We start from the raw sequence: 26780 nt of genomic DNA, 5'->3' as shown, positions 1-26780 counted from the left end.
AATATGCGTATGATGCACTGCGAAATTGGGGGATTTCGATGGATCTGAATTTCTATCTGACCTGGTTCGGCGTCATTACGCTGGGCGAAACGGTGCGCTATCTGCTGGTGGCGGGGGGGATGTTCCTGGCCTTTCTGGCGCTGTCCCGCTGGCTGGCACCGCGCAAGATTCAGGACAAGCCACTGAAGTTCAAGGATGTTCGCCGCGAGATTGCAGCATCGCTGGTTTCCTGCGTCGTCTTTGCCGGGGTCATCACGCTGACCATCGTCGGCCTGTACACGGGCGTGCTGACTTGGCGGTCCTTTCAGCTGTCTGTCGGTGCGACGATCCTGTTTCAGATCGCCATGGCCATTGGTCATGACACTTATTTCTACTGGACCCACCGGATGATGCACGGACGGCGGCTGTTCCGCACCGTTCACCTGACCCATCATCAGTCCAAGGCGCCGACCGCGCTGGCCAGCTATGCCTTCTCGCCGATCGAGGCTGCGGTTCAGGTCGGTTTCGTGCCGCTTTGGGTGCTGCTGGTGCCGACGGCGCCCGAAAATGTCGGGTTTTTCGTGGCGCATCAGGTGATCCACAACGCGTTCGGCCATTCCGGATATGAACTGGCCTGGCCCGGCTTTGCGCGCGGCCGCATCACGCAATGGTTTGCCACGACGACGCATCACGACCTGCATCACAGCGAGGGGCGCTACAATTTCGGGCTGTGGTTCACCTGGTGGGACCGGATGATGGGCACCGAGCATCCCCACTATCGCGAACGCTTCGATGCCAATGCCCGCCCGCTGTTCCGCCGTCGCGGCACGGCTCAGGCGGCGCCGGTCGCCGCCGCCGGTTCGCAGGGCAACGCATGACCGCCGCCGCGCCCCAGCGCCTGTACGGGCTGGACGTTGCCCGGATCGTCCTCGTCATCCTGGTCGTCATGGCCCATGTCGGCATGACCTATATCTCGCTGCCCGTCTGGGCGGCGTATGACGGGTTCGACATGATCGTCGCGCTTCAGGTTTTCCTGGCGCAGCTGTCGATCATGATCACCTTTTTCCTGATCAGCGGGTTTGCCGCACGTGCCCTGTTCGTGGGAAAGGGGGAGGCGTTTTTCATCCGCGACCGGCTGATCCGCATCGTCCTGCCCCTGATCGTGTTCGGCCTTGGCTATTATGCGGTGGTGCCGTTCATCTGGCGGTTGGGCGACCGCGCCATCACCCGGTATGGCACGGGGGTTGCCGACGGCTTCAATCCCGTCATCCAGTTTCCGCTGACCCATTTGTGGTTTCTGTACGTCATCGCGATTTTCTATGCGCTGACCGTTGCGCTGGTGCGGGTCCGGTCGACCATCCCGGCGTGGATCGACCGCTGGATGGCGCTGGCCGTGAACAGCTGGATCACGCCGCTGCTGTTCGGCCTGCCGATCGCGGCGGCGATGACGCTGTTCCGCGGGTGGGACCCGATGACCTCAATCCCGCCATCGACCCTGGTGCCCAGCGTGCATGTGCTGGTCGCCTTTGGTGCTGCCTATCTGTATGGCTGGTACTGCCATCGCCAGCCCGAATTGCTGGGCGTGCTGGCGCGGCGCTGGGCCTGGCTGCTGGCGGGCGCGCTACTGATGCTGCCGCTCTATTTTGCGGTCGTGTGGACCTGGCCGATCGACATCTGGACGTCGCGAAAGCTGGAACGGCTGCCCTATGCGCTCGCGTTCGGCGTCCTGTCGTGGACCGTATCGCTGGCCGGCCTGTCCGCCGCGCTTCGCTTTGCCCGGCGGCCCGGCCCGGTCGTACGGTTCCTGTCGGCCAGCTCCTACTGGGTCTATATCGCCCATATGATCCCGGCGCTGCTGTTGCCCATCCTGATGCTGCCGCTGCCATTGCCGCCTTTGGTCAAATATCTGATCGCGTCGGCGGGCAGCATGGCGCTGTTGCTGGTCAGCTATCGCTGGCTGATCCGGGGTGGCCCCATCGACCGTTGGCTGAACGGACCGGCAAAGCTGGCCAGGCCCGCTACTCCGGCCGCCAGTCCTGCGACGGCTGCCTGACCGATCCGCCGCACAACAAAACGGCCGGCTGTTTCCGACCGCGAATGCGGGACTGGAACAGCCGGCCGGTATCGTCCGGGTTATCGGTTGACGGGCGTCAGGCGGTGATCAGCCGCCGCTCCCCGGCCAGCCGCATCATCGCCTTTTGCAGCTTTTCGAACGCGCGTACCTCGATCTGGCGAACCCGCTCGCGGCTGACGTTATAAACCTGGCTCAGCTCTTCCAGCGTCTTGGGATCGTCGGTCAGCCGCCGCTCGGTCAGGATGTGCCGCTCGCGCTCGTTCAGGTCGTCCATCGCCTCGATCAGCAGCGCGTGGCGAACATCCGCCTCCTGCGCTTCGGCGACCCGCTCGTCCTGCAACGGACCTTCATCGGCCAGCCAATCCTGCCACTGGCTTTCGGAATCGTCGCGCATCGACACGTTGAGCGAGGTATCCCCGCCCATCGCCATGCGGCGGTTCATGGAGGTTACTTCCTCCTCGGTCACGCCCAGGTCGTGCGCGATCTTGGCCACGTCCTCGGGCCGCAGATCGCCGTCCTCGAACGCGTCCAGCTTGGCCTTCATCCGGCGCAGGTTGAAGAACAGCTTCTTCTGCGCCGCCGTGGTGCCCATCTTGACCAGGCTCCACGACCGCAGGATGAACTCCTGAATGCTCGCGCGGATCCACCACATGGCATAGGTTGCGAGGCGGAAACCCCGGTCGGGCTCGAACTTCTTCACGCCCTGCATCAGCCCGATATTCCCTTCGGAAATCAGCTCGCTGACCGGCAGACCATAGCCGCGATACCCCATGGCAATCTTGGCCACCAGCCGCAGGTGGCTGGTCACCAGCTGCGCCGCCGCCTCTGGATCGCCATGCTCCTGAAACCGCTTGGCGAGCATATATTCCTGCTCGGGCGCCAGGATCGGGAATTTCTTGATCTCCGACAGATAGCGGCTCAGGCTCGCCTCGCCGCCAAGCGCCGGGATCGTCGCCGGGACATTGCTCGATTTTGCCATAACCAGGACTCCCTTTCCGCCGGATTAGGGCAGGTCCGCGATCTTCGCGCCACCTGCCTCTTCAGCCGTATTGAATTTCAACCGCCAAGATGAACGATCAGTTCCTGAATGTCAGCGGGAGCATCGCTATCGAACGACAAAGCGTTCTTTGTGACAGGATGAATGAACCCCAACCGCGCTGCGTGCAAGGCCTGACGCCTGAAACCGATGGTTTCCAGCATCCGATGATGCCGGCCACCCGCCCGGCCATACACCGGATCGCCGATCAGCGCGTGGCCGAGCGATGCCATGTGGACCCGAACCTGATGCGTCCGCCCGGTTTCCAGCCGACATTCGACCAGCCCTGCATGATCCAGCGGCCGGATCATCCGCCAATGCGTCACCGCCCGCTTGCCGCTGGCCACGATGGCCACCTTCTTGCGATTGACCGGCGATCGCGCCAGCGGCGCATCGACCGTCCCGGCCGCCGCCTTGGGTACACCGTTCACGACCGCCAGATAGCGCCGGTCGATTGAATGGTCCTTGAACTGCTTGGCCAGGCCGACATGCGCCCGGTCGGTCTTTGCCGCCACCATCAGGCCGCTGGTATCCTTGTCGATGCGGTGCACGATCCCCGGCCGCGCGACGCCGCCGATGCCGGACAGCGATCCCCCGCAATGATGGAGCAGCGCGTTGACCAGCGTGCCGTCGGGATTGCCCGCCGCCGGGTGCACGACCAGCCCCGCCTGCTTGTCGATCACGATCAGGTGCTCGTCCTCGAACACGACGTTCAGGGCAATGGCCTGCGCCTCGTTATGGGCGGGTGCGGGGTCGGGTATGGTCACCGAAAAGGGCGTGCCGGCCGCCGCCTTGCGCTTGGCATCGCGGACCGGGCCATCGGGTCCGATCACCGCACCGGCGGCAATCAGCGTCTTCAACCGTTCGCGCGACAAGGTGGGCAGGGCGTCCGCCAAAGCGCGGTCCAGCCGCCATCCATCGGCGTCTGCCGAAATGCGTGCTTGAAGAGTGGAGATCCCCCGATCCATTGTGAGCGCGATATGGGATCGAAAATCGCCATTTCAAGGATGATAGTGAACGCGATCGTTCACGAATCGGCTATGGCCGCGCCCGATGAGGCGTGCGGGCTTTTGTTCGGCAGCGTCGATCGCGTGACCGCATGGTCCGCAACGCCGAATGTGGCCGCCGAACCGCATCGCCATTTCGAAATCGATCCCGCCGCGCTGATCGCCGCTTATCGTGCCGAGCGGGCGGGTGGGCCGGTCCTCATCGGCTGGTGGCATTCCCATCCCGGCGGCGATGCGGCACCGTCGCCAACGGATGCCGCGATGGCTGTTCCCGACGGCCGGCTGTGGCTGATCGTGGGGGCGGGCGGGGTGGCGGCCTGGCGCGCGTTGAATGGCGGCACCGTGCATGGCCGCTTCGATCCCGTGACCATCGAACTGGCCTGATCGCTTGCGATTCAGGCGCACGGCGGACTAAGGACGGTCAAGGGGATCAGGAGTTTGCCAGTCTTGAACATCAGCGCCACCGATTTCGCCAGCCTGCTTTGTTCGCGCCTTTGCCATGACCTGCTGTCGCCGGTCGGCGCACTCAACAACGGTCTGGAACTGCTGGCCGACGAGACGGACCCGGAGATGCGGGCGCGCTGCATGGAACTGCTCAGCGACAGCGCGCGGGCATCGGCCAACAAACTGAAATTCTTTCGCCTGGCGTTCGGCGCGGCTGGCGGCTTTGGCGACTCGGTCGATGTGCGAGAGGCGAAACAGGCGCTGGAGGGGCTGTTTTCCGATCACAAGCGGCTGACCATCGGCTGGATGATCGACGCGCAGAGCCTGCCCAAGGTGGCGGTCAAGGTGATGCTGAACCTCGCGCTGATCGGCGGCGATGCCCTGATCCGCGGCGGCCAGTTGGATATCGGCGCGGAAATCGAGCGGGAGCAGGTGGAAATCGTGGTGCGCGCGACGGGTGACCGCATCGTCCTGGACAGCGAACTGCGCGCCGTCCTGTCCGGGGAACCAGTGGAAGCGGTGACGCCGCGCGCGGCCGCTGCGCATCTGGTCCGGCATCTGGTCAGCGATGCGGGCGGCACCGTGATGATTTCGCCCGCCGACGCCGATGTGCTGCTGTTCGGGGCATCGCTGCACGCCGCATAACGCGGAATTAACCCTCTCCCGTCCATGGTAGTGCCGCAAATCCGCCGCGGGGACCAATGGACGATCTGCTCGTAGAATTCATCGCCGAGACCCGGGAAACGCTTGAATCGCTTTCCGGGGAAATCATCGCGTGGGAAGCCAATCCCGATGATCGTGCCCGGCTGGATGCCATTTTCCGCTTTGTCCACACGGTCAAGGGAAGCTGCGGGTTCCTGGATCTGCCCCGTCTTGCCCGGCTGAGCCATGCGGCAGAGGACGTGCTGGCCGATGTGCGCGATGGCAAGCGGCGGCCGGACCCCTCGCTGGTCAACGCCGTGCTGTCGGTGGTCGACCGGATCGGAGAGATTGTCGAGGCGATCGATGCTGGCGCTGCGCTGGACGATTCCGGCGAAGACCTGCTGATCGCTGCCCTGGCCGAAGGGGGAATCGGTCCGCAGCCGCCCGCCATCCCGGTGGTTCAGGGCTTTCGCTCTGCCGCGCGCTCGGTCCGGCTCAACGTCGATCTGCTCGACCGGATGATGAGCGGCATGTCGGACATGGTGCTGGCCCGCAACGAACTTGCCCGGCGGCTGCGCGACCATGACGTTGATCCGGCGATCGAGGCATCGCTGGAGCGGCTGTCCGCCACCGTGGCCGAAATGCGCGACACCGTGACGCGCACCCGGATGCAGAAGGTGGAGGCGCTGTTTTCGCCGCTGCCACGCATGGTGCGCGACACGGCGGCTGCCTGCGCCAAGTCGGTGACGCTGAATGTCGAGGGGTCGGAGGTCGAGCTGGACCGCGAGATGATCGAGCTGATGCGCGATCCGCTGGTCCACATCATCCGCAACGCCATCGACCATGGCATTGAATCGCCGATGGAACGCCGCGCCGCCGGCAAGCGCGAGAACGGCCGGTTGACCGTCTCCGCCCGTCAGTCCGGCAACCAGATCGTGATCGACATTGCCGATGACGGTCGCGGCATCGACCCCGAACGGCTGATCGCCAAGCTGGTCCGGGCCGGGCGCAGCGAAAGCGAACTGCGCGCGCTGTCGCCGCGTGAACGGCTCGAACTGATCTTCGAACCCGGTCTGTCGACCAAGGACGAGGTGACCGAAATTTCCGGCCGCGGGGTCGGCATGGACGTGGTGCGCGCCTGTATCGAACAGATTGGCGGCCGCATCCTCCTCGACAATATGCCCGGCCACGGCCTGCGCGTGTCGATCCATGTGCCGCTCACCCTGTCCATCATCCCGACCATCGTCGTGGGCCTCGGCGGTCAGCGGTTCGCCATGCCGCGCCAGACGATCGAGGAAATCGTCATGCTGCGCGGCGACACCATCCGCATCGACCGGCTGGGCGATCAGGATGTAGCAACGGTGCGCGGCCGCCGCCTGCCGCTCGTCAATCTGTGTGCGATGCTCGGCCTGAACTGCACTGGGCGGATGGATGGCGATGGCAAGCTGGTGATCGTCAGCGTCGGGACCACCAGCTATGTCGTGGCGGTCGATTCCGTGCTCGACAACGAAGAACTGGTCATCAAACCTGCGGCGCCCGCGATCATGGCCTGCGGTCTGTTCGCCGGACAGACGCTGCCCGACAATGGCGTGCCGATGTTGATCCTCGACTGTGCCGGGATTGCCGCTGCGGCGGGGGTCGCCGGCAGCGGAACGGTCATGGCAGATTCCGACGGTGCTGCCGATGACGATGCTGGGGAGCGGGGCTATCCGGCGCTGCTGATCCACGATCTGGACGGCGCCCGCCGCATCGTCCCGCTGGCCGCCGTCGACCGGGTCGAACAGGTGACGACCGATGCCATCCGCGAAAGCGCCGGGCGGCTGCGCATGACGATCGACGGCACCATCATCCCGCTGGCCACGGTTGCGCCGGTCGACGGGCTGGATCGGGTCAGCGTCCTTCGGCTCCATGACGGCGCAACTGAAATCGGCTATGCTGTCCGCGAAAGCGTGGACATCGTGCAGGTCACTGAACCGCTGGTCCCGGCTGCTGCGCCGGGCCATGTGGCTGGCGTCACTCTGGTCGATGGCGAACCGACCGAACTGCTCGACCTGATCTGGCTGTTCGCCACGCATGGCGATCATCACCATCCGGCGGCCGCCGTTCAGCCGCTGTGCCTGATCGGCGACGATGCCTCCGGCTGGACGCAGACCTTTCTGCGGCCGATCATCGAGGGGATGGGCTTTCGCGTGACCCAGCGGCTGCGCGGTGGAGAGCGGGCGGACCTGTTGATCCTGTCCGACGACACCCCCGTGCCCGCCGATGGTCCGGCGCAAACGGTCGTCACGCTTCGCGCTGCGCCCGAACCCGATCCGGCGCGGCCCGAAAGCGTCTGGCGTTACGACCGCGAAGCCGTGGTCGCTGCCGTGAAACAGTCGCTGCGGCGAAAGGGGGCGTGATGAACGAACGGCTTTACCTGCTGGCCCAGCTTGATGGCCGCACCGTCGCGATCGATTCCGACCAGGTGGAATCGGTGGTCGATCTTGGCGATATCACCCCGGTGCCCTGCGCCCCGGCCGGCGTCTGCGGCCTTGCTGCCCTGCGCAGCCGGGTGGTGACCGTCATCGACAGCCGCGTGGCGCTTGGTCTGGCCGGTGTCACTGAATCGCGACGGGCGATCATCATCCGGTACGACAATCACCACTATGCGATGCTGGTCGATGCCCTGGACGATATCGTGCCGCTGGCGATGACCGCGCTCAACGCCGCGCTTCCGATTGCGGGGGAATGGAGCCGTGCGGCAACCGGCGTCATCGATCATTCGGGCGAACCGGTGCTGGTGATCAACCTGGCCGCGCTGGTGCCCAGTCACGCGCTTGCCGCCTGAAGTGCGGCATCTGGCGATTAACGTCGTGGTTACTCCCGGCGTGCCACAAGAATTGACCGATAAGTATACGGGAAGCGACGCATGAAGACCTGTCTGGTGGTCGACGATTCCAAGGTGATCCGCAAGGTCGCCCGGCATATCCTCGAGACGCTGAACTTTACGGTGCGCGAGGCCGGGGACGGGCGCGAGGCGCTGGAATCCTGCATGGCCACGCCGCCGGACGTGATCCTGCTCGATTGGAACATGCCGATCATGAGCGGCATGGATTTCCTGCGCGCGCTCAAGGAAAGCGGCCTCGCCCAAAAGCCCAAGGTCGTGTTCTGCACCACCGAAAACGGCATGGCCTATATCCGCGCCGCGATCGAGGCGGGGGCCGACGAATATGTCATGAAACCGTTCGACCGCGACACGTTGCAAAGCAAGCTTCAGATCGTCGGCATGGCCTGATCGCCTTTTCCGGCAACGCACGGCAATGCACCCGCCCACACCCTTGAAGGCTCCAGAACCGGACGCTTCGGCCACGCTTCGGCGCGTTTTGATCGTCGATGATTCGGTTGTCGCGCGATCGGTGATCGAACGGCTGGTGCAAAGCCTGCCGGACTTCGTCATCGCCGGCGCGGTGCCGGATGCGGCGCGTGCCCTGCAATTCCTGGCGCAGAATACCGTCGACATCATCCTGCTCGACCTCGAACTGCCCGGTATCAGCGGACTGGCCGCCTTGCCCCGGCTGATCGATGCGGGCGTTGGCGCGCGGGTGCTGATCGTCTCGTCCGCCGCATCGGACGGCGCTGCATCGTCGCTTCAGGCGCTGGCGCTGGGCGCGGCCGACACGCTGGTCAAGCCGGGCCTGGGCAGCATCGGCAGCCGTTTTGCCGAACAACTGGCCGAAAAACTGGTTCGCCTGGCTGATCCCGCGCCGGTTGACGCGGCGGCACCCGATGCCGTGCTGCCCCTGCCACCCAACGCGATCGGACAGTTCGACGTGGTGGCCATCGGTGCATCGACCGGCGGCATTCACGCGCTCAGCGGGATGCTGCGCGAAATCCCGCCAAGCATGGATGCCCCCATCCTGATCACCCAGCATCTGCCCGAAAGCTTCATGACCTATTTCGCCGCGCAAATCGCGGTGATGGCCGGCCGCCCGTGCGAGGTGGCGTGCGATCACCTGCGCGTGCGGCCGGGCCGCATCGTGATCGCGCCGGGCAATGCCCATATCGAATGTGTAAAGATGGCGGATGGCGTTTCCATCCGCCTGTCGACCGCACCGGCGCCCAGCGGCTGCATGCCGTCGGTCGATCCGATGTTCCAGTCGGTCGGCGATGTCTATGGCGACCGCGCGCTCGCCGTTCTGCTCAGCGGCATGGGCCGGGACGGGACGCGCGGGGCAAAGGAGCTGGTGACGCGCGGCGGACGACTCATCGCTCAGGATCAGGCAAGTTCGGTCGTATGGGGCATGCCGGGATCGGCGGTTCAGGCCGGGCTGGCCCGCCTGGTCCTGCCGCCCGAAGAGATCGGGCGCATGGTCGCCCGTCGGCGGGCAGCGCAACGATGATCCAATCGCCCATCGCCTCGGTCCGGTCGATCTCGACCATCACCAACCTGCTGGAACAGCGAACGGGCCAGCAGATTGCGCAGGGGCGCGTGTGGCGCATCGAAACCGCGCTGAAACCGGTGATGCGCGATCACGGCGTGACCACGCTGGATCAGCTTGCCCTTGCCGTGTCCACCGGGCCGCGCTCGGTCGGCGATGCGGTGGTGGAGGCATTGCTGAACCACGAAACCTCCTTCTTCCGCGATGGCCCGCTGTTCGAACATCTGGTCGAGGCGGTGGCCGAACGGGCGCGCGCGTTTCCGGAACGACGGCTGCGCATCTGGTCGGTCGGCTGCTCCTATGGTCAGGAGCCGCTGTCGCTGGCGATGCTGTTTGCCGATCATCCCGACCTGTCCGGGTCCCGCTTTCCGGAAATTACCGGCACCGACGTGTCATCGGTGGCGATCGATCGCGCGCGGGAGGGGCGCTATACCCAGTTCGAGGTGCAGCGCGGCCTGCCGATCCGCCGGTTGATGCAGTGGTTCAGCGAAGGCGACACGGATCAGGAATGGCACGCCAATCCCGAACTCGTTGCCCGGATCCGCTATCGCCAGCATCATGTGGTGACCGACGAGCCGCCGGCCGGGCGGTTCGACCTGATCCTGTGCCGCAACCTCCTCATCTATTTCGCGCCGGACCTTCGCCAGCGGGTGTTCGATCGCCTGGCCGATGCGCTGCGTCCCGATGGCCTGCTTGTCCTTGGCGCGGGCGAAACCGTGATCGGTCAGACCGACGCGCTGGTGCCCAGCCGCCGCCATCGCGGCTATTACGAGCGTCGCCCGGCCTGACTTGCCTTTTCGGCACCGGCACCGCATCCCCCTGTGCCTGAGGGGAATGTGCTGCGTCATGGACTGGATTGAATCGCCGTCGCCCAACTTCAACGACCGGCTGCTGCCGATCACGATGATCGTGCTGCACTATACCGGAATGCCCGATGCTGCCGGTGCGCTGGCCCGGCTGCGCGATCCGGATGCTCAGGTGTCGGCCCATTATCTGGTCGAGGAGGATGGCCGCATCCATCGCTTGGTTGATGAGGAAAAGCGCGCCTGGCACGCCGGCCGATCGCACTGGCGCGGCGTGACGGACGTGAACAGCGCCAGCATTGGCATCGAAATCGTCAATCCGGGGCATGAATTCGGCTATCGCCCCTTTCCCGACGAACAGGTCGCATCGGTCATCCGCCTTGTCCACGCGATCAAGGATCGGCACGAAATCACGCGCGGCAATATCGTCGGCCATTCCGACATTGCGCCTGCCCGCAAACAGGATCCGGGCGAGCTGTTTCCCTGGGGCAAGCTCGCCCGGCTGCGGCTGGCGCTGCCGCGTCCGACGCGCAATCTGGTCGATCCCGGCTGGCCCGATGGCGGATTCCTGCTGGCGCTGGAACGGTTCGGCTATGACGTCAGCGATGCAGAAGCGGCTGTGACCGCGTTTCAGCGGCGGTTCAGGCCGGAAATGATCGACGGGATCATCGATGCCGAATGCCGAATGATCCTGCTCGCGCTGCTGCTTCCCAAACCGCAGGGAGACGATTAGGGAAGGCCGCGTCAGAGGGCCGGGCGGCCGCGGCCTCCGCATTGCGGGGGGCGAGGAAAGTCCGGGCTCCACGGAACGGCGATGCCGGGTAACGCCCGGCGGCACCGGCTTTCAGCCGGGGTCAGGGAAAGTGCCACAGAGAGCAGACGGCGCAGGGGCTTCGGCCCCGATGCTTCGGCAGCGTCACGGTGAAAGGGTGCGGCAAGAGCGCACCGCGCGCCCGGCAACGGGGGCGGCACGGCAAACCCCATCGGGAGCAAGACCGAATAGGGACGCCATATGGGCCTCGTTCCGGCCCGGCGTCCGGGTTGGTTGCTTGAGGCGGCGCGCAAGCGTCGTCCTAGAGGAATGGCCGCCCATCCCCGAAAGGGGTGGACAGAACCCGGCTTACAGGCCCTCTGACGCCTTTTACGCCGCCGGCGACAGCACCCGGTCCGGCGCGCCCAGCGTGTCCAGGTTGGTATCCGCCTCAATGTCCAGCAGCGGCTTGATCAGCCCGTCGCGCAGGTCATAGACCCAGCCGTGCAGATGCAGCCGCTGGCCCGATGCGAACGCCGCCTGCACGATATCCGTGCGGGCCAGATCGACCAGCTGATCGCGGACATTGCATTCGACCAGGCGGTTCAGCTTGGCCTCGGCATCCGGCTCGCTATCGATTTCGTGCCGGTGATTGGCATGGACGTCCGCCGCATTCTTCAGCCATTCGCCGATATGACCGTCGGGCGCACCGTTCAGCGTCGCGTGCAGGCCGCCACAGCCATAATGGCCACAGATGATGATATGCCCGACCTTCAGCACCGTGACCGCGAATTGCAGGACGGACATGAAATTGTCGTCGGTCGTATGGACCAGATTGGCGATGTTCCGGTGGATGAACAATTCGCCCGGCTGCGTCCGCGTGATCTGTTCCGGCGACACGCGGCTGTCGGAACAGCCGATCCACAGCACGTCGGGCTTCTGGCCCTCGGTCTGACGCAGGAAATAATCGGGATCCTGCTCGGTCAGTTCCTGCGACCAGGCACGATTGGCGAGGATCAGCTGATGATAGGTTCTCATGCGTACACCACGTCCTTGGGTTCGGCCTTGATCTGCGGGCCGGCGCGTCGCGGCGTGTCGCCGCGCACGAACAGGTCGATATTGCGGAACCGCGCGCCCTCGCTGAACCCGTTGATGATATCGATATTATCGGGATCGACGAAATCTGCGGCGGTCAGGTCGATGATGACATTGGCACCGTCGGGCACCCGGTCGAACGCCTTCTGCAATTCGTACTTGTGGATGAAATACAGGTTGCGGCGGGCGCGGACCAGCACATTGCCATGCTCGTCATCGACATAGGTGACGGCCGGGCGGAAATTGCGCGCGATGACAAAGGCGAAACCGATGGCCAGACCGACGGCAATCCCCTTCAGCAGGTCGGTAAACAGGATCGCTGCGACGGTGGCAAAGAACGGGATGAACTGCGCCCAGCCCAGTTTCCAGAACTTCACGTACAGCGCCGGCTTGTTCAGCTTGTATCCCGTCTGGATCAGGATCGCGGCCAGCACCGACAGCGGGATCAGGTTGATGATCGTCGGAATGACGACGACGCTGAGCAGCAACCAAAAGCCGTGCAGGATCGTCGACAGCTTGGAATTGGCGTTCGAATCGACATTGGCCGACGACCGGACGATGACTGACGTGACCGGCAGGCCGCCGATCAGTCCGGAAATCAGGTTGCCGCTGCCTTGTGCCAGCAATTCGCGGTTCTTGTCCGTCGTGCGCCGTTCCGGATCGATCGTGTCGATCGCCTTGACGCTCAACAGCGATTCAAGGCTGGCGACCAGCGCCAGCGTGACCGCGGCGGTCCACACGGCGGGCAGGGTGATCGCGCTGAAATCGGGGAACGAGAAAAAGCTGAAGAACTCGGCCACCGACCCGGCGACCGGCACCTGCACCAGATGGGTCTTTTCGATGACCAGGCCGGGTGCGGCCGATGCGAACACCGCATTGGCGACGACGGCGAACACCACCACGACCAGCGGGCCGGGCAACAGGCGCAGCATCCCGTCCTTGGGCTTGTTCGCATCCCACCAGAACAGGAATATCAGCGATACCAGCGCGATGATCGCCGCGCCCCACTGAATGCTGTTCGCCAGCGTGTACCAGATGGTCGACAACGTGTTCATGCCGTCCGTCTGCAGGAACGCGAAATCCCCCTCGACATCGCCGTCATAGCCGAGCGCATGCGGGATCTGCTTCAGGATCAGGATCAGGCCGATCGCGGCCAGCATGCCCGTCGTCACCGACGTCGGCACGAATTCACCCAGAATGCCGCCCTTGGTAAAGGAAAACGCGATCTGAAGCACGCCGGCCAGCACCACGGCCAGCAGGAACGCCTGATAGCTGGGCACCGATTCGATCGCCGTCAGGACGATCACCGTCAGGCCGGCCGCAGGGCCGCTGACCGACAGCGGGGATTTGGAAATGATACCGACGACGATGCCGCCGACGATCCCGGCGATCAGTCCGGAAAAGAGCGGCGCACCCGATGCCAGCGCAATGCCGAGGCAGAGCGGCACCGCGACCAGGAAAACGACGATGGAGGCGGGAAAGTCCCGACGCCAATTTTCAGCCAGGGAAGCGAGGTTCTGCGACATAAACACTCATCGGCAATAAGGGGCCTTATGGGATGATTGCATTCCATGCCCGGATCAAGCGCCGCGATTGCAATTCCCGGCATTATAGCGGTGGGCTATCGGTCAAATAACGCACCGCTATAAAATGTCTTTGGCCGGACATCGCTTGGCGATCCCGCCCCGCGTGCCTATGTGCGGGCCAAGATGGTACGATCCACCCGCTCCAATGACTGGGGATTTCCGCGCTGGCGCGGTTATGGCTCCTCGCGTGAGGCAAAGCCCGTTCGCCTGTGCGACCGGGACGGTTGCGACCGGCCGGGCGACCGCCCCGCGCCAAAGGCACCGAATTTGCCCGACCGCTGGTATTTCTGCGAAGAGCACGCCGCGGAATACAACCGCAACTGGAATTACTTCGAGGGGCTGAACGAGGCGGAGGCCCGCCAGCGGGAGGAGGCCGAACGGCGCACCGCCAATGGCTATGCCGAATCGTCGCATTACGCCTGGTCCGGTCCGGGCGATGGCACGCGCAGCCGCGATGAAATGCGCGCGCTGTCCGTTCTCGAACTCGATCCCGATGCCGATTTCGATGCGGTGCGCGTCGCGTGGCGGCGGATGGCCAAGGCCAATCATCCCGATGTGTGCCCCGGCGATGCGGATGCGGCCAAGCGGTTTCAGGCGATCCAGACGGCGTACGAGGTGCTGAAGGCGGCAGAGGACCGGCGTCAGCTGCGCCCCGCACCGTGAAGGACCGGGTTCGCGCCAACTGGTCGGACGCCATCCTGGTCTGCGCAAAATGTTCGAAAAAGCTGGACGGCGGCTTCGGCGACAAGGGCCGCCAGCCGCTCGCCAAGGCGCTGCGCAAGCATCTTGGCACCGGAAAGGGGCGCAAGGGCAGGCTGGGGATCGTCGAGGTCAAGTGTCTGGGCGTCTGTCCGCGCGGCGCGGTGACGGTCATCAACGGACGGGAACCCGGCGTGTGGCAACTGGTCCCTGGGGGCACTGACCTCGATGATGTCGCCGATGCCCTTGGCCTCGGCACGCAGGAGGGCGGGGATTAGGGCAGGGCGCTGCCGCCCGGATCGGCCAGCACCGACCGTACTGCCGCTGCCCATCCGGTCAGCCGCTCCCGCCGTCGTTCCTCGTCCAGCATCGGGGTGAACCGGCTGGCCGTGCCGCGCATCGCCGCCGCCGCATCCGGCAAGGACGGGTAAAGCCCCGCGCCGACCGCCGCCAGCATCGCCGCGCCCAGCGCCGTCGTCTCCACCATCGCCGGCCGCTCGACCGGCACTGCCAGCATGTCGGCCAGATCCTGCGCCATCCAGTCGTTTGACGCCATGCCGCCATCGATGCGGATCGTCGCCCAGTCGGCATGATCGGCGGCAAAGGCGCGTTTCAGGTCGTGCGCCTGATACGCCATTGCCTCCAGCGCCGCCCGCACCAGATGCGCGCGCCCCGTGGCAAAGCTGAGGCCGGTCATCGCGCCGCGCGCCTCCGGCCGCCACCATGGCGCACCCAGCCCGGACAGGGCAGGCACGCAGTAGACGCCGCCGGTATCGCTGACCGATGCGGCCAGCCCGGCGGTCTGCGCCGACGCCTCGATCAGGCCCATCTGGTCGCGCAGCCACTGGATCAGGCTGCCTGCGACAAAGATCGACCCTTCCAGCGCATAGGCGCGCGTCCCCGCCACCTGCCACGCCACGGTGGACAGCAGCCGGTGCCGCGATACCGGGGGCGTCGTCCCGCTATGCGTCAGGATGAATGCGCCCGTGCCGAATGTCGCCTTGGTCTCGCCCGCCTTCAGGCATGCCTGCCCGATGGCCGCCGCCTGCTGATCGCCGGCCAGCCCGCAAATCGGGATGGGCGCGCCGAACAGCCGCGTTTCGCCACATCTGCCCGCACTGTCGATGATCGCGGGCAGCGCGCGGCGGGGCACGCCGAACAGGTCGACCAACCCGTCGTCCCACGCCCCCGATCCCAGCCCCATCAACAGCGTGCGAGAGGCATTGGTCGCATCCGTCACATGCGCCCCGCCGGTCAGTTTCCAGACCAGCCAGCTTTCCACCGTACCGATGGCCAGCCGCTCGCCCGCCTCTGCCACCGCGGGCCAGTGGTCCAGCGCCCACCGGATCTTGGTCGCCGAAAAATACGGATCGAGCAGCAGGCCGGTGCGCGCCTGCACCCCGGGTTCCTCGCCCGCCTCGATCAGCTGGCGACAGGTGGCGGCCGTCCGCCGGTCCTGCCACACAATGGCCGGGGCCAGCGGGGCGCCGCTGATGCGGTCCCAGAACAGGATCGTCTCACGCTGGTTGGCGATGCCGATGGCCGCGATTCCCGCAGCCCCGCCCGCATCCGCGATGGCCCGTTCGGCGGCATCGCGCGTCAGGCGCCAGATCTCGTCCGCATCCTGCTCCACCCGGCCTGGTGCCGGGTAATGCTGGGTAACCGGATGCGCTGCGCTGGCGACTACTGCGCCTTGCGGATCGAACACCAGCGCGCGGGTAGAGGTGGTGCCTGCGTCCAGCACCAGGATCAGGGGATCGGCCATCGCACAACGCTAATCGGGATTACAGCCGCTGGGAATGGCGGTAGGGATGGGGGCATGGTTGCACAGCCCCCGCCCGACCCGACCAATGGCGACGCGAAAGCGGTGCAGGCCCCGCCGCCACTGGCGGGCGACGAAACCCGGCGGGATCGCCTGCTTGCCGCGCTGACGCTGATCGCCGGCATGGGGCTGATGCTGGCGACACCCTTTGCATTGCAGGCGGGCGCGCCCTTCTTTCTGCCGCTCACAGCCGCGCTGGTGATCGCGGTTGCGCTGGTGCCGATGCTCGAATGGCTGGAACGGCGGCGGGTGCCGTCCGGCCTTGCCGCGTTCCTGTGCCTGGTGCTGTTTCTGGCCATTGCCAATGTCGCGCTGGCATCGATCGTCGTGCCGGCATCGGGCTGGGTGCGCGAACTTCCCGCCCGGATCGGCCGGATACAGGCCAATGTGAAACCGGTGATCGACACCTATGCCCAGCTGGAGGCGTTCGTGAACCGCCTGATCGCCGAAGTGGCCGCCGCGCCCGCCCGCACGGCACAGGCGAATGTCGGCACGCCGCCCACCTCGCTGATCGATCTGGTCGGCACCAGCGCGCCGTCCGCGCTGATCGAGATGTTCTTTGCCATCCTCGTCATCTACTTCGTGCTGTCGGGGTGGAGCCGGCTGCGCGCCCGCGCGATCACGGCGCGGCGCAGCTTTGATGGCGCGATGGCGACCGCGCGGGTGATCCAGAATGTCGTCGACGATACCTCGGCCTATCTTGGCACCATCACCGTCATCAACCTGTCGCTCGGTCTGACCGTGGCGGCCGCCCTGTGGGCGATCGGGATGCCGACCCCGTTGATGTGGGGCGGGATCGTCGCGCTGCTCAACTACATCCCCTATCTCGGCCCCATCCTTGCCGCCGCGCTGCTGGCGCTGGGCGGGCTGATGACCTTTGATGACCTGTTCTGGGCGCTGCTGCCATCGGCGATCATGATCGGCGCCCATCTGATCGAGGCGAATCTGGTGACGCCGATGATCGTCGGGCACCGGCTGACCATCCATCCGGTACTGATTCTCGTCTCGCTCAGTTTCTGGGGATGGGTATGGGGGCTGACCGGGGCGCTGCTGGCCGTGCCGCTGCTGATCATCATTCAAACGGTGCTGAACGCCGCTGGAAAGCCGGATATCGCGGGATTTCTGTTCGAACGCGGGATGCTGGTGCGCCCTCCGACGGCCCCCGGATCGATTGATCGCAATTCGGTCGATCAGGACGGTTGACAGGCCCCGGCCCCTCCCTTAGAGGCCGCGCTCTCGCAAGCGAATGCGGGTGTAGCTCAGTTGGTTAGAGCGCCGGCCTGTCACGCCGGAGGTCGCGGGTTCGAGCCCCGTCACTCGCGCCATCCCCCTTGGGTGGCGCATCGCACGATCCCCCGAAAACAACGTCCTGCCGCTTCGGCGCGGTGCCACGCAACCCGTCGGCATTGCACGGGTTCCTTGATCATCACGCCAGTTCGGGCGTGCAACATCGAGGAGGGAAGCCGATGGATATCGATACGCGCGAAACGTCGCAGCTTATTGCTTCGGACAAGGTCGAGGGGACGTCCGTCTACAGTCCCGATGGCGAAAAGCTGGGCCATGTCGAACGCTTCATGGTCGACAAGGTGTCGGGCAAGGCCGAATATGCCGTGCTCGCCTTTGGCGGCCTGTTCGGCATCGGCCACCGCCATTACCCGCTGCCGTGGCAGGCGCTGGCCTATGACACGGCAAAGGGCGGCTATGTCGTCAATGTCAGCCGCGACCAGATCGAAGGCGCGCCGTCCTATGAGGATGAAGAACCCGCCTTCGACCGTGCCTATGGGCAACAGGTCTATGGCCATTACGGCATGACCTATATGTAAGGCGCATCGGCCCTCGCCCCAACCGGGCGGGGGCCGCTTGTTCCTACCGCCAGCGGCCCGTTTCCATCCAGCGGAGCAGCGGCTTCAGCGGCAGGATCCAGACGATCCCCGCGATCAGGTAAAATACGGCCTGCACCGGCCACCACAGCATCGCCAGATACTCCGACAGGCTGGCGATCAGCACGATCCAGATCAGGATGATCCCGATGATCGACAGGGCGCCGACCGGCTTTCGCCAGCTGGGAAGGTCGTCGTCGTTCATTCGGCCATCTCCTGGTGGCGGATCGATCCCTGTTCGGTCACCACGGCGTGCAGCGGCACGTCCCATGGATCGGTCGGTACGGCCGGCACCTGTTGCACGGACCAGGCGACGCCGATGCGCATGGCATCGGGATATCGGGCAAAGGCGCGGTCATAATGGCCGGCCCCCTGGCCCAGACGGTGCAGGCTGGCGTCGAACGCGATCAGCGGGGCGAGGATCATCTGCGGCTCCACCTCTTGTGCACCCTCATCCGGCTGCAACAGGCCGAACGGCCCCTCGATCAGCGGGTCGCCCGGCACCCAGGACAGGAACCGGATGGGCGATGCACGGCCGGTGACATGGGGCAGGGCGATCCGCGCCTGCCGGGCCATCGCCGCCTCGATCAGCAGCTCGCATCCCGCCTCGCTGCCGATCGCGCGATAGGCGGCGACCACCATGTCGCGGTGAATCTGCTCGATCATCCAGTGCGGCGCGACAATGGCGGAAGGGCAGGCGGCGACGAAACCGTCGCGGCGATCGCGCAGCGTGGCGCGCAGATCGCGTTTGCCAATCGTCATCCCGGTCTCCGCCCGCTGCCGATGGGGTGGCGGAACCACCATGGGCCGTTTGCTTGAATATCCTCTGACGCCAGTAACGTCAGGTGGGGGCCATATGCATCGGACCAGGGTCCGAACAGGGACAGCTCCCATGGAGATTTAATCGCCTCAGGGATAATCGCTAAAGCGCGCACCGGGCAGTCCCGCCATCATCCTATCTAGGGGGTCGGCGCCGGTTCCTCAAGCACTTCGGCAATCCGTTCCAGCCGCTCGGCAATCTGGTCCAGCAGCGCGGGCGGCAGGCCGGTGGGCGGGTTACGCTCCGTCTCGACCAGCTTGTCCGCCATGATCAGCGCCAGCAGCAGCAGCGTGCGCTCATTGGCGATGCCGCCCGATGCGCGGATGGCGACATCGGCTTCGGCATTCAGCCGGTCGGCCAGCATCTTCAGATGCCCTTCCTCGCCATCGCGGCACTGGACGATATGGGTCTTGCCCGCGACGGTCAGCGATATCTGGCCCATCAGTCGCGGCCCTCCGCCTCGGCCTGACGCGCGATCAGGCTGTCCAGCGCGGTCACCGCCTCGGCCAGTCCGTCGCGCAGGGTGGCGTGGCGGCGCGCCAGCTGCTCGGTCGCTGCGGTGCGCGCGGCGGCGGCGCGTTCGATGCGCGCCAATGCGGCATCGATCCGGGACAGGTCTGCTTTGGTCGGGGTTTCGGACATGGTCGTCCGATAGGGCGGGGCGAACCTGCCTGCAAGCCATCCTCTTGGCGGCGGCGCGGCAGGTTGACGTTGGCACACGCCGGTTCCAAAGGGGCGGCGTTCACGACTCGCCGATCCCGCCGGGGCCGGGGCGGCGATTGTTCCGGGCACTGCCGTGCCCCGCGCCGATGGGAGAAAACCACGCCGATGTCCGTGCAACCAAGCGCAATGGCGAACGCCATCCGGGTGCTGACCATGGACGCGGTTCAGGCGGCCAATAGCGGTCATCCGGGCATGCCGATGGGCATGGCCGATGCCGCAACGGTCCTGTGGACCCGGTATCTGAAATTCGATCCGGCCGATCCGCACTGGGCCGACCGCGACCGCTTCGTCCTGTCCGCCGGCCACGGGTCGATGCTGATCTACAGCCTGCTGCACCTGACCGGCTTTGCCCGTCCGACGATGGACGACATCCGCTCGTTCCGCCAACTGCACAGCCCGTGCGCCGGGCACCCGGAAAATTTTGAACTGCCGGGCGTCGAAACGACCACCGGTCCGCTGGGTCAGGGGCTGGCCACCGCGGTCGGCATGGCGATTGCCGAACGGCACCTCAATGCCTTGTTCGGCGACGATCTGGTCGATCACCGCACCTGGGTGGTCGCCGGTGACGGCTGCCTGATGGAAGGGATCAATCACGAGGCGATCGGCCTGGCCGGGCATCTGGGCCTTGGCCGTCTGATCGTGCTGTGGGACGATAACGACATCACCATCGACGGCAATGTGTCGCTGTCGTCCAGCGAGGATATCCCGGCCCGCTATGCCGCAACCGGCTGGCATGTCGAGGCGTGCGACGGGCACGACATGGCCGATGTCGCCCGCGCGATCGAGGCGGCGATGGCTGATGACCGCCCCAGCCTGATCCGGTGCAAGACCGTGATCGGCAAGGGCGCACCGAACAAGCAGGGGACGAACAAGACGCACGGCGCTCCGCTGGGCGCGGACGAGGTGACGGCCACCCGCGCTGCCCTTGGCTGGGATCTGCCCGCCTTCGAAATTCCCGGCGACGTGCGCGCTGCCTGGCTGGATGCCGGAAAGCGGTCGGCGGATGTTCGCGCCGCATGGCAGGAACGGCTGGCAAGCCATTCCGATCGTTCGGAATTTGAGCGCCGCATGGCCGGCGATCTGCCCGCGTCCTTCTCGATGCAGGCGCATCTCGACGGCCTGATCGCCGCCCCGCAAAAGGTGGCGACGCGCAAGGCGTCGGAACTGGCGCTGGCGGCGATCAATGCGCAGCTGCCCGAAACCATCGGCGGGTCGGCCGATCTGACCGGATCGAACCTGACGCAGACCAAGGAAACGACGGCCTTTTCGCCCGCCGACTATGCGGGCCGCTACGTCAACTATGGCATCCGCGAATTCGGCATGGCCGCCGCAATGAACGGCATGGCGCTGCACGGCGGCGTGATCCCCTATGGCGGCACGTTCCTGGTCTTTGCCGATTATTGCCGCGCCGCCATCCGCCTGTCCGCGCTTCAGGGCGCGCGCGTCGCCTATGTGATGACGCATGACAGCATCGGGGTGGGCGAGGATGGCCCGACGCATCAGCCGATCGAGCATGTGATGAGCCTGCGCCTCATCCCCAATCTCGACGTGATGCGCCCGTGCGACACGATCGAGACGGCGGAATGTTGGGACCTCGCGATCCGCCGCGCCGACGGCCCGTCGCTGCTGGCGCTCAGCCGCCAGAACCTGCCGCAGCTGCGCACCGATGCCGCCGAAAACCGCTCGGCGCGCGGTGCCTATCGGCTGGTCGCCGCCACTGCCCCGCGCCGGGTCGTGCTGATCGCCAGCGGGTCAGAGGTCGAGATTGCGGTCGGCGTCGCTGCCCTGCTTGAAGCGGACGGCGTGGGTGCCGATGTGGTGTCCATGCCCAGCTGGTTCCGCTTCGACGCGCAGGACGCGGCCTATCGCCGCGACGTCCTGCCCGCCGACGCGCTCAAGGTGTCGATCGAGGCGGGGGTGACGACCGGCTGGCAACGCTATACCGGGCTGGATGGCCTGAATATCGGCATCGACCGGTTCGGCACCTCTGCGCCGGGCAGCGATGCCTACGCCTATTTCGGACTGACGCCGGCCGATATCGCGCCGCGCGTGCTGGCGGCGCTGAACGGATAAGCGCGGCCACCGCCAATCAAGGGAGAAACTGCATGACCAGAGTTGCGATCAATGGCTTCGGACGCATCGGCCGGCTGGTGGCGCGTGCCATCCTGGAACGGGCGGACAGCGGCCTTGAACTGGTGACGATCAACGACCTGGCCGATGCCAAGGCGAATGCCTGGCTGTTTTCCCGCGATTCCGTGCACGGCCGTTATCCGGGCGAGGTGTCGGCCGATGGCAGCGACCTGATCGTCGATGGCAAGCGGATCAAGGTGACGGCGGAGCGTGATCCCGCCAACCTGCCGCACGGCGACAATGGCGTCGACATCGTGCTGGAATGCACCGGTTTCTTCACCGACCGGGCGGCCTGCGAAAAGCATCTGGCGGGCGGCGCCAAGCGCGTGCTCATCTCTGCACCCGGCAAGAATGTCGACCTGACCGTCGTTTATGGCGTCAATCATGACAAGCTGACCGCCGATCACGTCATCGTTTCCAACGCATCGTGCACCACCAACTGCCTGGCCCCCGTCGCCAAGGTGCTGAACGACAGCGTCGGCATCGAACGCGGCCTGATGACGACGGTCCATGCCTATACCAACGATCAGAAGATCCTGGATCAGATCCACCCCGATCTGCGCCGCGCACGGGCGGCTGCGATGAACATCATCCCGACCACCACCGGCGCTGCCCGCGCGGTGGGCGAAGTGCTGCCGGAACTGAAGGGCAAGCTGGACGGATCGGCCGTGCGCGTGCCCGTGCCGGACGGCAGCCTGGTCGACCTGACGTTCCAGCCCAAGCGCGATACCAGCGTCGAAGAGATCAACGCGCTGCTCAAGGCCGCTGCCGATGGTCCGATGAAGGGCGTGCTGGAATACAGCACGGATCCCCTGGTGTCGGCCGACATCGTCCACACGCCGTTCTCGTCCACGGTGGACAGCCTGGAAACCGCGGTGATCGACGGCAAGCTGGTCCGCGTCGTTTCGTGGTACGACAATGAATGGGGCTTTTCCAACCGGATGGTCGATACCGCCGGTGCCATGGCAAAGTTCCTGTAATCCCGATGGGCCGCATCGCCGGCATTGCCCGCCATGCGCGCTCGCGCGGCCCGATCGAGCGGATCGATCGGGCCAGCGTGTCGGTCGAGGGCGGCATCGCCGGCGACCTGCGCGGCGCGCGCAAGCCCGGCGGCACCGGCAAGCGTCAGGTTTCGCTGATGGAGGCGGGCGACTGGGCCGCCGCCATGGCGGAAACGGGCCACAACCTGCCCTGGTGGCACCGCCGCGCCAATTTGCTCGTTGAGGATTTCGACCTGCCGCAGACGCCCGGCACGCTGCTGGCGATCGGCGACACGGTGCTGATGGAACTGACCGTCGAATGCGATCCCTGTTCCCGGATGGACGAGATTGTCGACGGCCTTCGCGCCGCGCTGACGCCGGACTGGCGGGGCGGGGCGCTGGCACGGGTCATCCGCGGCGGGGACATTGCGGTGGGCGATGCGATCCGCATTGTTGAAAAACCGCCCATCTGAACGATCCGGCCGGACCGGTCCGGCCACATGACAAAGGGAACAGCCGACATGGCACGCAGCTTCAGCACGCTCGACGACATGGGCGACATCACCGGCAAGCGGGTGCTGGTGCGCGAGGATCTGAACGTGCCGATGGCCGATGGCTCGGTCACGGACGACACCCGCCTGCGCGCTGCCGTATCGACCATTGCCGAACTGGCCGATCGCGGCGCGCGCGTGGTCGTGCTGGCCCATTTCGGCCGGCCAAAGGGACGGCCCGACCCGACCCAGAGCCTGAGCCAGGTGACCGGCGCGCTTGCCGCCGTGCTGGGCCGCGAAGTGCGCTTCATCCCCCACAGCGCCGCGCCGGAAGCGGTCGCCATGCTCCGCCCCGGCGATATCGGCCTGCTGGAAAACACCCGGTTCGATCCGGGCGAGGAAAAGAACGCGCCTGAAACCGTTGCATGGCTGGCCGCGCTTGGCGACCTGTACGTCAACGACGCCTTTTCCGCCGCGCACCGCGCCCATGCCTCGACCGAGGGGCTGGCCCGCGCGCTGCCCGCCTTTGCCGGGCGGCAGATGGAGGCGGAACTGGACGCGCTCGACAAGGCGTTGGGCAATCCCGAACACCCCGTCGCCGCCGTGGTCGGCGGGGCAAAGGTGTCGACCAAGCTCGATGTGCTCAAGCATCTGGTCGCCCGCGTCGATCATCTGATCATCGGCGGCGGCATGGCCAACACCTTCCTTGCCGCGCGCGGCGTGGATGTGGGCAAAAGCCTGTGCGAGCATGACCTGACCGGGACGGCCGAGGAGATCCTGGACGCAGCCGATGCGGCCAACTGCACCGTTCACCTGCCCTATGACGTGGTGGTGTCAAAGGAATTTGCCGCCAATCCGCCGTCCCTGCGCACCGTCAATGTGCACGAGGTCGCGGCCGATGAAATGATCCTGGATACCGGCCCCGCCGCCACCGAGGCGCTGGCCGATGTCCTGAAAACCTGCCGCACGCTCGTCTGGAACGGGCCGATGGGCGCGTTCGAAACTCCGCCCTTCGATGCCGCCACGGTGGCGCTGGCCCGCACGGCGGCCGCGCTGACCAAGGAAGGGTCGCTGGTGTCGGTCGCCGGCGGCGGCGATACCGTTGCGGCGCTCAATCAGGCCGGGGTGGCGGGGGATTTCACCTTCGTCTCCACCGCAGGCGGCGCGTTCCTGGAATGGATGGAGGGCAAGGAATTGCCCGGCGTCGCCGCGCTGTCGCGCTGAATCCCCAGCAATGATGGTTTACGCTGTTGCGGCGCAGCACCAGTCCGGCTAGGGGCATCCGCATACGTATGTGATCCAGCCGAGGGATGCGCCATGAGCCTTGATATGACTGCCAAGATCGCCACCGGCCACGGCTTCATCGCCGCGCTGGATCAGTCGGGCGGTTCGACGCCAAAGGCGCTGCAGGGCTATGGCATCGACGCGGGCGCATGGTCGTCGGATGAAGAGATGTTCGCGCTGATCCACGACATGCGCGCCCGGATTATCCGCTCGCCCGCGTTTGGCGGGGACAAGGTGATTGGCGCCATCCTGTTCGAACGGACGATGGACGGCGATGTCGATGGCGTTCCGGTGCCGACGGCGCTGGTGCAAAAGGGGATCGTCCCGTTCCTCAAGATCGACAAGGGGCTGGAGGCAGAGGCGAACGGCGTTCAGTTGATGAAGCCGATGCCCGGCCTGTCCGATCTGCTCGCCCGTGCGGCCACGCTTGGCGTGTTCGGGACCAAGGAACGCTCGGTCGTCAATCTGGCCAATCCGGTCGGCATCGACGCGGTGGTGGATCAGCAGTTCGAGGTGGCGCGCCATGTCCTGGCCGCTGGCCTTGTCCCGATCATCGAACCGGAAGTGAACATCAAATCGCCGGAACGGGCCGATGCCGATGTGCTGCTGCGCGATGCCATCCTGCGCGCGCTGGATGCGATGCCGGGCACCGACCGGGTGATGCTGAAACTGTCCATCCCGGCACAGCCCGGCCTGTTCGATCCGCTGGTCGATCATCCGCGCGTCCTGCGCGTGGTTGCGCTGTCCGGCGGCTTTGCGCGGACCGAGGCGTGCGCCGAGCTGGCGAAGAATCGGGGCATGATCGCCAGCTTCAGCCGCGCGCTGCTCAACGATCTGCGTCACGGCATGACCGATGCCGAATTCGATGCCGCTCTGGGTCAGGCGATTGACGAAATTTACACCGCTTCGGTCGAAAAGGACGCGGTTGCGGCCTGAACGGTTTGGAGAGGGAGCGGAGCACGCGCGCGGGCATGGCATCCGCGCGCGGCTCTCGCTACAGCGTCGGCATGACGCTTGATGATGATCCGCTTGGCCCGCTCGATCCCAATTTTGCCGCGCAGTTCGTGCGCGATGATCGCCGCCCCGCCTGTCAGCTGTATCTGATCTCTCCGCCCGATGTCGGCGGCGATTATCCCGACCGGCTGGCCCGCGCGCTCGATTCCGGGCCGGTTGCGGCCTTTCAGTTCCGGGTAAAGGGGGTGGACCAGCATCAGGCCGCGCGCCTTGCCGAGCCGCTGCAACGGCTGTGTGCCGACCGCGATGTCGCGTTCATCGTCAATGATTCGATCAGCCTGGCCAAGCGGCTCGGCGCCGACGGCGTGCATCTGGGCCAGGGCGACGGCGATCCGCGGGAGGCGCGGGCGATGCTCGGGCCACAGGCGCAGATCGGGGTCACCTGTCACGACAGCCGCCATCTGGCGATGGAGGCGGGCGAGGCGGGGGCCGATTATGTCGCGTTCGGCGCGTTCTATCCCACCACGACCAAGGCGGTTCGCCATGTCCCCGAACCGGTGATCCTGTCCTGGTGGACCGCCCTGTTCGAACTGCCCTGCGTCGCGATCGGCGGCATCACGCCCGACAATGCAGCGCCGCTGGTTGCGGCGGGCGCGGATTTCCTCGCCGTATGCGGGGCGGTGTGGAACGGGGACGAGGCGGCGGCCGTGCGGGCCTTTGCCGACCTGCTGGGCGGCGGCGATGCTTGACCGGGTGTTCACCCGGCTCGCTGGGCTGACCTCCCGGCTGGCGGGGCAGCCCGTCACCTTTGCCGCGGCGCTCGGCGTGATCCTGCTATGGCTCGTCACCGGGCCGCTGTTCAACTATTCCGACACCTGGCAGCTGGTGGTGAACACCGCGACCACGATCATCACCTTTCTGATGGTGTTCCTGATCCAGAATTCGCAGAACCGCGATGCCGCCGCCATGCAGGCCAAGCTCGACGAGCTGATCCGCGCCAATGCGGAGGCGCGCAATGCCTTTATTGGCATCGAACACCGCACGGACCGGGAGATCGAGGCGATCCGCACCGCACTGGAGCGGGAAGTGGGCGATTCGATGCCCGATGACGAACATCCTGCAACCAGTGTGGAGCGGCTAAGGGAACGGTTCTAACGTGCCC

At 65.9% G+C, this 26780-nt stretch carries 30 protein-coding genes, 1 tRNA gene and 2 other RNA genes; 23 read left to right on the top strand and 10 right to left on the bottom strand.

The genetic code is table 11. The features are described from left to right. The first annotated feature begins 38 nt into the window (after positions 1-38). Both NYR55_RS02820 and NYR55_RS02815 read left to right on the top strand, forming a co-directional pair. Positions 39-857, top strand: coding sequence for a sterol desaturase family protein (locus NYR55_RS02820; protein WP_260019727.1), 819 nt, complete (start codon positions 39-41; stop codon positions 855-857). After that, a complete protein-coding gene (locus NYR55_RS02815) occupies positions 854-2032 on the top strand; it encodes an acyltransferase family protein (RefSeq protein ID WP_260019726.1) in 1179 nt (392 codons plus the stop codon). Before NYR55_RS02820 ends, NYR55_RS02815 begins: the two co-directional genes overlap by 4 nt. Positions 2033-2129: 97 nt before the next feature. Here the strand turns inward: NYR55_RS02815 and rpoH are convergent, their stop codons facing one another. Then, complete coding sequence (rpoH, locus tag NYR55_RS02810) at positions 2130-3032, bottom strand: RNA polymerase sigma factor RpoH (protein ID WP_260019725.1); 903 nt, start codon at positions 3030-3032, stop codon at positions 2130-2132. 77 nt (positions 3033-3109) lie between these two features. Next, positions 3110-4057 carry an RluA family pseudouridine synthase gene (locus NYR55_RS02805; protein WP_260019724.1) on the bottom strand — a complete coding sequence of 316 codons (948 nt, stop codon included), beginning with the start codon at positions 4055-4057 and terminating at the stop codon, positions 3110-3112. A gap of 39 nt (positions 4058-4096) precedes the next feature. Between NYR55_RS02805 and NYR55_RS02800 the strand changes: the two genes are divergently transcribed. The 9 genes from NYR55_RS02800 to rnpB all read left to right on the top strand — a co-directional run bounded on the left by NYR55_RS02800 (position 4097) and on the right by rnpB (position 11542). Next, entirely contained in the window at positions 4097-4480 is a 384-nt protein-coding gene (locus NYR55_RS02800; RefSeq protein WP_260019723.1) for a M67 family metallopeptidase, read from the top strand. A gap of 63 nt (positions 4481-4543) precedes the next feature. After that, complete coding sequence (locus NYR55_RS02795) at positions 4544-5185, top strand: histidine phosphotransferase family protein (RefSeq protein WP_260019722.1); 642 nt, start codon at positions 4544-4546, stop codon at positions 5183-5185. Between the two features lie 56 nt (positions 5186-5241). Next, positions 5242-7581, top strand: coding sequence for a chemotaxis protein CheW (locus NYR55_RS02790; protein WP_260019721.1), 2340 nt, complete (start codon positions 5242-5244; stop codon positions 7579-7581). After that, the gene (locus tag NYR55_RS02785; RefSeq protein ID WP_260019720.1) at positions 7581-8009 is read left to right on the top strand and encodes a chemotaxis protein CheW; all 429 of its coding nucleotides are present in this window, start codon (positions 7581-7583) and stop codon (positions 8007-8009) included. Before NYR55_RS02790 ends, NYR55_RS02785 begins: the two co-directional genes overlap by 1 nt. Positions 8010-8090: 81 nt before the next feature. Further along, entirely contained in the window at positions 8091-8456 is a 366-nt protein-coding gene (locus NYR55_RS02780) for a response regulator (protein ID WP_260019719.1), read from the top strand. Between the two features lie 25 nt (positions 8457-8481). Then, on the top strand, positions 8482-9561 hold the full coding sequence (locus NYR55_RS02775) for a chemotaxis protein CheB (protein ID WP_260019718.1): 1080 nt from the start codon (positions 8482-8484) through the stop codon (positions 9559-9561). Further along, on the top strand, positions 9558-10388 hold the full coding sequence (locus NYR55_RS02770) for a protein-glutamate O-methyltransferase CheR (protein WP_260019717.1): 831 nt from the start codon (positions 9558-9560) through the stop codon (positions 10386-10388). Before NYR55_RS02775 ends, NYR55_RS02770 begins: the two co-directional genes overlap by 4 nt. Positions 10389-10446: 58 nt before the next feature. Then, on the top strand, positions 10447-11136 hold the full coding sequence (locus NYR55_RS02765; RefSeq protein ID WP_260019716.1) for an N-acetylmuramoyl-L-alanine amidase: 690 nt from the start codon (positions 10447-10449) through the stop codon (positions 11134-11136). 11 nt (positions 11137-11147) lie between these two features. Next, an RNA gene (gene rnpB / locus NYR55_RS02760) (RNase P RNA component class A) lies at positions 11148-11542 on the top strand. 2 nt (positions 11543-11544) lie between these two features. On the opposite strand, the gene NYR55_RS02755 is transcribed toward rnpB, so the two are convergent. Together NYR55_RS02755 and NYR55_RS02750 are read right to left on the bottom strand one after the other, a co-directional pair. Further along, a complete protein-coding gene (locus tag NYR55_RS02755; RefSeq protein ID WP_260019715.1) occupies positions 11545-12192 on the bottom strand; it encodes a carbonic anhydrase in 648 nt (215 codons plus the stop codon). Next, entirely contained in the window at positions 12189-13775 is a 1587-nt protein-coding gene (locus NYR55_RS02750; RefSeq protein WP_260019714.1) for a SulP family inorganic anion transporter, read from the bottom strand. Before NYR55_RS02750 ends, NYR55_RS02755 begins: the two co-directional genes overlap by 4 nt. Positions 13776-13958: 183 nt before the next feature. On the opposite strand from NYR55_RS02750, the gene NYR55_RS02745 reads away from it, so the two are divergent. Together NYR55_RS02745 and NYR55_RS02740 are read left to right on the top strand one after the other, a co-directional pair. Beyond that, positions 13959-14498, top strand: coding sequence for a J domain-containing protein (locus NYR55_RS02745; protein ID WP_260019713.1), 540 nt, complete (start codon positions 13959-13961; stop codon positions 14496-14498). After that, the gene (locus tag NYR55_RS02740) at positions 14495-14812 is read left to right on the top strand and encodes a DUF1636 domain-containing protein (protein WP_260019712.1); all 318 of its coding nucleotides are present in this window, start codon (positions 14495-14497) and stop codon (positions 14810-14812) included. Before NYR55_RS02745 ends, NYR55_RS02740 begins: the two co-directional genes overlap by 4 nt. Here the strand turns inward: NYR55_RS02740 and NYR55_RS02735 are convergent. After that, positions 14809-16299 (bottom strand): glycerol kinase, encoded by a 1491-nt coding sequence (locus NYR55_RS02735; RefSeq protein ID WP_260019711.1) that lies wholly within the window; start codon positions 16297-16299, stop codon positions 14809-14811. The two genes, NYR55_RS02740 and NYR55_RS02735, sit on opposite strands and share 4 nt — an antisense overlap. 54 nt (positions 16300-16353) lie before the next feature. Between NYR55_RS02735 and NYR55_RS02730 the strand changes: the two genes are divergently transcribed. From NYR55_RS02730 to NYR55_RS02720, 3 genes are all read left to right on the top strand, one after another. Then, positions 16354-17559: an AI-2E family transporter gene (locus tag NYR55_RS02730; RefSeq protein ID WP_260019710.1), complete on the top strand. Its 1206-nt coding sequence runs from the start codon at positions 16354-16356 to the stop codon at positions 17557-17559. 45 nt (positions 17560-17604) lie between these two features. Next, a tRNA-Asp gene (locus NYR55_RS02725) sits at positions 17605-17681 on the top strand. Between the two features lie 141 nt (positions 17682-17822). Further along, complete coding sequence (locus NYR55_RS02720) at positions 17823-18179, top strand: PRC-barrel domain-containing protein (protein WP_260019709.1); 357 nt, start codon at positions 17823-17825, stop codon at positions 18177-18179. 43 nt (positions 18180-18222) lie between these two features. Here NYR55_RS02720 and NYR55_RS02715 read toward each other — a convergent pair whose 3' ends face one another. The 5 genes from NYR55_RS02715 to NYR55_RS02695 form a co-directional block, all read right to left on the bottom strand. Next, complete coding sequence (locus NYR55_RS02715) at positions 18223-18441, bottom strand: DUF2842 domain-containing protein (protein ID WP_260019708.1); 219 nt, start codon at positions 18439-18441, stop codon at positions 18223-18225. After that, positions 18438-18998, bottom strand: coding sequence for a 5-formyltetrahydrofolate cyclo-ligase (locus NYR55_RS02710; RefSeq protein WP_260019707.1), 561 nt, complete (start codon positions 18996-18998; stop codon positions 18438-18440). The genes NYR55_RS02715 and NYR55_RS02710 overlap by 4 nt, the downstream gene beginning before the upstream one ends. A gap of 28 nt (positions 18999-19026) precedes the next feature. Continuing rightward, a non-coding RNA gene (gene ssrS / locus NYR55_RS02705) (6S RNA) lies at positions 19027-19184 on the bottom strand. An 11-nt stretch (positions 19185-19195) separates the two neighbouring features. Further along, positions 19196-19498 (bottom strand): cell division protein ZapA, encoded by a 303-nt coding sequence (locus tag NYR55_RS02700; RefSeq protein ID WP_260019706.1) that lies wholly within the window; start codon positions 19496-19498, stop codon positions 19196-19198. Next, positions 19498-19698 carry a hypothetical protein gene (locus NYR55_RS02695; protein WP_260019705.1) on the bottom strand — a complete coding sequence of 67 codons (201 nt, stop codon included), beginning with the start codon at positions 19696-19698 and terminating at the stop codon, positions 19498-19500. The genes NYR55_RS02700 and NYR55_RS02695 overlap by 1 nt, the downstream gene beginning before the upstream one ends. 186 nt (positions 19699-19884) lie before the next feature. Here NYR55_RS02695 and tkt point away from each other — a divergent pair, with 186 nt between their 5' ends. The 7 genes from tkt (at position 19885) to NYR55_RS02660 (ending at position 26773) form a co-directional block, all read left to right on the top strand. Then, the gene (tkt, locus tag NYR55_RS02690) at positions 19885-21852 is read left to right on the top strand and encodes a transketolase (RefSeq protein ID WP_260019704.1); all 1968 of its coding nucleotides are present in this window, start codon (positions 19885-19887) and stop codon (positions 21850-21852) included. Positions 21853-21884: 32 nt separating this feature from the next. Continuing rightward, positions 21885-22889, top strand: coding sequence for a type I glyceraldehyde-3-phosphate dehydrogenase (gap, locus tag NYR55_RS02685; RefSeq protein ID WP_260019703.1), 1005 nt, complete (start codon positions 21885-21887; stop codon positions 22887-22889). Positions 22890-22894: 5 nt separating this feature from the next. Next, the gene (locus NYR55_RS02680) at positions 22895-23362 is read left to right on the top strand and encodes an MOSC domain-containing protein (RefSeq protein WP_260019702.1); all 468 of its coding nucleotides are present in this window, start codon (positions 22895-22897) and stop codon (positions 23360-23362) included. Between the two features lie 48 nt (positions 23363-23410). Beyond that, positions 23411-24604 carry a phosphoglycerate kinase gene (locus NYR55_RS02675; RefSeq protein WP_260019701.1) on the top strand — a complete coding sequence of 398 codons (1194 nt, stop codon included), beginning with the start codon at positions 23411-23413 and terminating at the stop codon, positions 24602-24604. A 93-nt stretch (positions 24605-24697) separates the two neighbouring features. Further along, positions 24698-25600 (top strand): fructose bisphosphate aldolase, encoded by a 903-nt coding sequence (locus tag NYR55_RS02670; protein WP_260019700.1) that lies wholly within the window; start codon positions 24698-24700, stop codon positions 25598-25600. 71 nt (positions 25601-25671) lie between these two features. Further along, positions 25672-26367 carry a thiamine phosphate synthase gene (gene thiE / locus NYR55_RS02665; protein ID WP_260019699.1) on the top strand — a complete coding sequence of 232 codons (696 nt, stop codon included), beginning with the start codon at positions 25672-25674 and terminating at the stop codon, positions 26365-26367. Beyond that, positions 26360-26773, top strand: coding sequence for a low affinity iron permease family protein (locus NYR55_RS02660; RefSeq protein ID WP_260019698.1), 414 nt, complete (start codon positions 26360-26362; stop codon positions 26771-26773). The genes thiE and NYR55_RS02660 overlap by 8 nt, the downstream gene beginning before the upstream one ends. The last annotated feature ends 7 nt before the right edge of the window (positions 26774-26780 follow it).

This window comes from Sphingomonas sp. BGYR3, assembly GCF_025153455.1.
In the GTDB taxonomy this organism is placed as follows: Bacteria; Pseudomonadota; Alphaproteobacteria; order Sphingomonadales; family Sphingomonadaceae; genus Sphingomonas.
Note: the sequence above shows the minus strand (reverse complement) of the source record. Positions and strands in the feature narration are given on the sequence as shown.

Bases quoted from the DNA above. Each gene is read 5' to 3' on its own strand.
- NYR55_RS02745 (WP_260019713.1), top strand. From the start codon at position 13,959: ATGGTACGATCCACCCGCTCCAATGACTGGGGATTTCCGCGCTGGCGC.
- NYR55_RS02775 (WP_260019718.1), top strand. From the start codon at position 8,482: ATGCACCCGCCCACACCCTTGAAGGCTCCAGAACCGGACGCTTCGGCC.
- NYR55_RS02785 (WP_260019720.1), top strand. From the start codon at position 7,581: ATGAACGAACGGCTTTACCTGCTGGCCCAGCTTGATGGCCGCACCGTC.
- NYR55_RS02735 (WP_260019711.1), bottom strand. From the start codon at position 16,299: ATGGCCGATCCCCTGATCCTGGTGCTGGACGCAGGCACCACCTCTACC.
- NYR55_RS02790 (WP_260019721.1), top strand. From the start codon at position 5,242: ATGGACGATCTGCTCGTAGAATTCATCGCCGAGACCCGGGAAACGCTT.
- gap (WP_260019703.1), top strand. From the start codon at position 21,885: ATGACCAGAGTTGCGATCAATGGCTTCGGACGCATCGGCCGGCTGGTG.
- NYR55_RS02780 (WP_260019719.1), top strand. From the start codon at position 8,091: ATGAAGACCTGTCTGGTGGTCGACGATTCCAAGGTGATCCGCAAGGTC.
- NYR55_RS02730 (WP_260019710.1), top strand. From the start codon at position 16,354: ATGGTTGCACAGCCCCCGCCCGACCCGACCAATGGCGACGCGAAAGCG.
- NYR55_RS02695 (WP_260019705.1), bottom strand. From the start codon at position 19,698: ATGTCCGAAACCCCGACCAAAGCAGACCTGTCCCGGATCGATGCCGCA.
- NYR55_RS02710 (WP_260019707.1), bottom strand. From the start codon at position 18,998: ATGACGATTGGCAAACGCGATCTGCGCGCCACGCTGCGCGATCGCCGC.
- NYR55_RS02750 (WP_260019714.1), bottom strand. From the start codon at position 13,775: ATGTCGCAGAACCTCGCTTCCCTGGCTGAAAATTGGCGTCGGGACTTT.
- NYR55_RS02805 (WP_260019724.1), bottom strand. From the start codon at position 4,057: ATGGATCGGGGGATCTCCACTCTTCAAGCACGCATTTCGGCAGACGCC.
- NYR55_RS02815 (WP_260019726.1), top strand. From the start codon at position 854: ATGACCGCCGCCGCGCCCCAGCGCCTGTACGGGCTGGACGTTGCCCGG.
- NYR55_RS02770 (WP_260019717.1), top strand. From the start codon at position 9,558: ATGATCCAATCGCCCATCGCCTCGGTCCGGTCGATCTCGACCATCACC.
- NYR55_RS02765 (WP_260019716.1), top strand. From the start codon at position 10,447: ATGGACTGGATTGAATCGCCGTCGCCCAACTTCAACGACCGGCTGCTG.
- NYR55_RS02800 (WP_260019723.1), top strand. From the start codon at position 4,097: ATGATAGTGAACGCGATCGTTCACGAATCGGCTATGGCCGCGCCCGAT.
- NYR55_RS02660 (WP_260019698.1), top strand. From the start codon at position 26,360: ATGCTTGACCGGGTGTTCACCCGGCTCGCTGGGCTGACCTCCCGGCTG.
- NYR55_RS02755 (WP_260019715.1), bottom strand. From the start codon at position 12,192: ATGAGAACCTATCATCAGCTGATCCTCGCCAATCGTGCCTGGTCGCAG.
- NYR55_RS02680 (WP_260019702.1), top strand. From the start codon at position 22,895: ATGGGCCGCATCGCCGGCATTGCCCGCCATGCGCGCTCGCGCGGCCCG.
- rpoH (WP_260019725.1), bottom strand. From the start codon at position 3,032: ATGGCAAAATCGAGCAATGTCCCGGCGACGATCCCGGCGCTTGGCGGC.
- tkt (WP_260019704.1), top strand. From the start codon at position 19,885: ATGTCCGTGCAACCAAGCGCAATGGCGAACGCCATCCGGGTGCTGACC.
- NYR55_RS02820 (WP_260019727.1), top strand. From the start codon at position 39: ATGGATCTGAATTTCTATCTGACCTGGTTCGGCGTCATTACGCTGGGC.
- NYR55_RS02720 (WP_260019709.1), top strand. From the start codon at position 17,823: ATGGATATCGATACGCGCGAAACGTCGCAGCTTATTGCTTCGGACAAG.
- NYR55_RS02700 (WP_260019706.1), bottom strand. From the start codon at position 19,498: ATGGGCCAGATATCGCTGACCGTCGCGGGCAAGACCCATATCGTCCAG.
- NYR55_RS02675 (WP_260019701.1), top strand. From the start codon at position 23,411: ATGGCACGCAGCTTCAGCACGCTCGACGACATGGGCGACATCACCGGC.
- NYR55_RS02670 (WP_260019700.1), top strand. From the start codon at position 24,698: ATGAGCCTTGATATGACTGCCAAGATCGCCACCGGCCACGGCTTCATC.
- NYR55_RS02715 (WP_260019708.1), bottom strand. From the start codon at position 18,441: ATGAACGACGACGACCTTCCCAGCTGGCGAAAGCCGGTCGGCGCCCTG.
- thiE (WP_260019699.1), top strand. From the start codon at position 25,672: ATGACGCTTGATGATGATCCGCTTGGCCCGCTCGATCCCAATTTTGCC.